Source organism: Betaproteobacteria bacterium (genome assembly GCA_016791345.1).
GTDB lineage: Bacteria > Pseudomonadota > Gammaproteobacteria > Burkholderiales > JAEUMW01 > JAEUMW01.
In genome coordinates this window covers 1-3,428 of sequence record JAEUMW010000096.1, presented here as the reverse complement: position 1 = coordinate 3,428, position 3,428 = coordinate 1, and the positions used below count along the sequence as shown (strand labels likewise).

5 protein-coding genes are annotated in these 3,428 nt (G+C 64.9%); all 5 read left to right on the top strand.

Annotated features, from left to right (window positions below; genetic code table 11):
- On the top strand, nucleotides 1-136 hold a 136-nt coding region (locus tag JNK68_03845; GenBank protein MBL8539484.1), incomplete at its 5' end, for an SCO family protein.
- A 258-nt stretch (nucleotides 137-394) separates the two neighbouring features.
- Nucleotides 395-817 (top strand): cytochrome c, encoded by a 423-nt coding sequence (locus tag JNK68_03840; protein ID MBL8539483.1) that lies wholly within the window; start codon nucleotides 395-397, stop codon nucleotides 815-817.
- A gap of 14 nt (nucleotides 818-831) precedes the next feature.
- Nucleotides 832-2,262 carry a cbb3-type cytochrome c oxidase subunit I gene (locus tag JNK68_03835; GenBank protein MBL8539482.1) on the top strand — a complete coding sequence of 477 codons (1,431 nt, stop codon included), beginning with the start codon at nucleotides 832-834 and terminating at the stop codon, nucleotides 2,260-2,262.
- Between the two features lie 10 nt (nucleotides 2,263-2,272).
- Nucleotides 2,273-3,088 (top strand): AAA family ATPase, encoded by an 816-nt coding sequence (locus tag JNK68_03830; GenBank protein MBL8539481.1) that lies wholly within the window; start codon nucleotides 2,273-2,275, stop codon nucleotides 3,086-3,088.
- Nucleotides 3,078-3,428, top strand: a 351-nt coding sequence (locus JNK68_03825) for a 4Fe-4S binding protein (GenBank protein ID MBL8539480.1), incomplete at its 3' end; no start/stop codon positions are given. The genes JNK68_03830 and JNK68_03825, both read left to right, overlap by 11 nt.

Genomic DNA, 3,428 nt, shown 5'->3' with positions numbered 1-3,428 from the left:
GGAGAACTACCTCATCGATCACTCGGCCGGGACCTTCATCTTCGATCCGGAGGGCCGGTTGCGGCTCTACCATGGCTACGGTAAGGGCGCCGCGTTCCTGGTCCATGACATCCGGCTGCTGCTCGACGGCGCGTAACCGGGACGATCAGTCCATTACCGAACCACGGTTGACAACGGACGTGCCCAAGCCGCGCCGTCGCATCCACCATGCTCGACGCGACTGCCGTGTCTCTCCGCTGCGAGAGACGCCATCCGATATTTTGGCGTTTCCGCAACGCCCGCTGACCGCGAAGACAACTCCCGGCGGGTATAATCGTCCTCGTCGTCACACCCACTGTTCCGGTTGCAGGATCGCCCCGACCCGACCGAGCCGCCCACGGAGATTTGATTTGTTATGAGAAGCTTCAACAGCCAGATGGCGCGCAACATTTTCTACGGGGGCACGGTATTTTTCGTGCTGCTGTTCGTAGCAATCATATTCGACACCGAGAACCGCATCCCCGAGCGCTCCAATTCCGCCGAGATCACGCCGGCCGTGGTTCGCGGGAAACACCTTTGGGAGACGCGCAACTGCATCGGCTGTCACACGCTGCTCGGCGAGGGCGCGTACTTCGCCCCCGAACTCGGGAACGTCTACCAGCGACGTGGCCCCGACTTCATCAAGGCGTGGATCAAGGCGCAACCCACGGGTGCGCCGGGGCGGCGCCAGATGCCGCAATTCAACTTCACCGAGGCGCAGCTCGACGATCTCGTCGAATTCTTCAAGTGGACCAATGGCGTGAACACCGAGAAGTGGCCGCCGAACATCGAAGGCTAAAGGAGACCACCACCATGAGAACCGCCACCGTCAGGTTCAAGTCGCAGTCGGTCGCCAAGCTCTACTTCATCGCGGCGATCGGCCTTTTTGTCGGGCAGATCGTGTTCGGCCTCACGCTCGGGCTGCAGTACGTCATCGGTGATCTGTTCTTCCCGGCGATCCCGTTCAATATCGCCCGCATGGTGCACACCAACCTGCTCATCGTCTGGTTGCTGATGGGTTTCATGGGAGCGGCCTACTACATCATTCCCGAGGAAGCCGAGACCGAGCTCTACAGCCCCTTCCTCGCCAAGCTGCTGTTCTGGGTATTCCTGGCGGCCGGTGCGGCCACCATTCTCGGCTACCTGCTCGTGCCCTACGCAACGCTGGCACAGATGACGGGTAACGACTTCCTCGCGACGATGGGCCGCGAGTTTCTGGAGCAGCCGCTGCCCACGAAGGTGGGCATCGTGGTGGTCGCGCTCGGCTTGCTCTTCAACATCACCATGACCGTGCTGAAGGGCCGCAAGACCGCGATCTCGCTCGTGCTGCTGATGGGTCTGTGGGGCCTCGCGCTGTTGTTCCTGTTCGCCTTCGTCAACCCCAGCAACCTGGTGCGCGACAAGATGTATTGGTGGTTCGTCGTCCACCTGTGGGTCGAGGGCGTGTGGGAGCTTATCCTCGGCGCGCTGCTCGCCTTCGTGCTCATCAAGACCACGGGTGTCGACCGCGAGGTCATCGACAAGTGGCTGTACCTCATCATCGCCATGGCTCTGGTCACCGGCATCCTGGGCACAGGGCACCATTATTTCTTCATCGGTCTGCCGGGCTACTGGAGCTGGGTAGGCAGCGTGTTCGGCGCGCTCGAACCCATCCCGTTCTTCATGATGACGCTCTTCGCCTTCAACATGGTGCAGCGGCGCAAGCGCGAGCATCCCAACCAGGCGGCGGTGCTGTGGGCCGTCGGCACAGCGGTGATGGCCTTTCTCGGCGCCGGGCTGTGGGGTTTCATCCACACGTTGAGCCCCGTCAACTACTACACACACGGCAGCCAGATCACTGCGGCGCACGGCCACCTGGCGTTCTACGGCGCCTACGTGCTGGTGGTGATTGCGATGATCAGCTATGCGATGCCCATCCTGCGCGGTCGCGAGGCCAACCCGCGCCGCGCCCAGGCGTGGGAAATGTGGAGCTTCTGGATCATGACGATCGGCATGGCGGTGATGGTGCTGTCGCTCACCGCCGCCGGCATTCTTCAGGTATGGCTGCAGCGCATTCCCACGCAGGGCGCGATGCCGTTCATGGCGGTTCAGGATCAGCTGCGATTCTTCTACTGGTCGCGCGTCGGGGGCGGTGTCCTGTTCCTGCTCGGACTGCTCGTCTATCTCACGAGCTTCTTCGTCGGCCCGGCCGCGGACGAGGAGGAAATCCCGGTAGGCGTCCGCGGCCAACTGCAGGGTGCATGAACCGCACGCGATGAGGCCGGCGGCGATCCGTCCCCCGCTCGCTGCGCTGCCCTTCTACGCCCCGCAGGGGGACGAGTGCGGGCTCTTCGAGCACGCCCATGCCAACCGGCTGCCGCTGCTCATCAAAGGGCCGACCGGCTGCGGCAAGACGCGCTTCGTCGAACACATGGCGGCGCGTCTCGGCCGCCCGCTGGTGACCGTGAGCTGTCACGACGATCTCACCGCCGCCGATCTGGTGGGTCGCCATCTCATCGGTGGCGGCGACACGGTCTGGTGTGACGGACCGCTGACCCGCGCCGTGCGCGAAGGCGCCGTCTGCTATCTCGACGAGATCGTCGAAGCGCGCAAGGACACCACCGTCGTGCTGCATCCGCTGGCGGACGATCGCCGCGTGTTGCCGCTGGAGCGCACCGGAGAGATCCTCAAGGCGGCCCCCGGCTTCATGCTGGTGATCTCCTACAACCCCGGCTACCAGAACGTGCTGAAGGGGTTGAAGCCGAGCACACGGCAGCGCTTCGTCGCGCTCAAGCTGGACTACCCGGTGCCGGCAGTGGAGCTTTCCATCGTCGAAACGGAGGGGCGCTGCACGCCCGAGGTCGCGGCGCGACTGGTGGAACTCGCTCAGGCGCTGCGCCGGCTCACCGACCACGATCTCGAGGAAACCGCCAGCACGCGCCTGCTGGTGATGGCGGCGCGCCTTGCGGCCTCCGGGCTGCCGCTGCCCGCAGCCTGCCGCGCAGCCATCGTCGACGCGCTGACCGATGACATCGAGACCGCCGATGCGCTCTCCGAAGTCGTGCGCGCGGTGATCGGCGATGCCCCCTGAAGCCACGGCGGCGCTGCCCGCTGTCGCTGCCGTCGAATCCACCCGCTGGGCGAAGCTGCAGCGCCGGCGGCGCACGCTGCAGGCCGGGTTCTTTCTGCTCTTCATTCTCGCTCCCGCACTCGACCTGCTGCGCTTCGACCTCAACGAGACGCAGCTGTGGGTGCTCGGCTTCCGCTGGTCGCTCGGCATCGATGCCTTCGTGCGCGGAGAGGCCACCACGGCCGCGACCGCACTGTCCATCGTGCTGCGCGGCATTCTCCCACCGGTGGCCCTGGCGGCCGCCTTCATGACGGTCGCCTGGCACTACGGCCGCCTCTACTGCGGATGGCTGTGTCCGCAC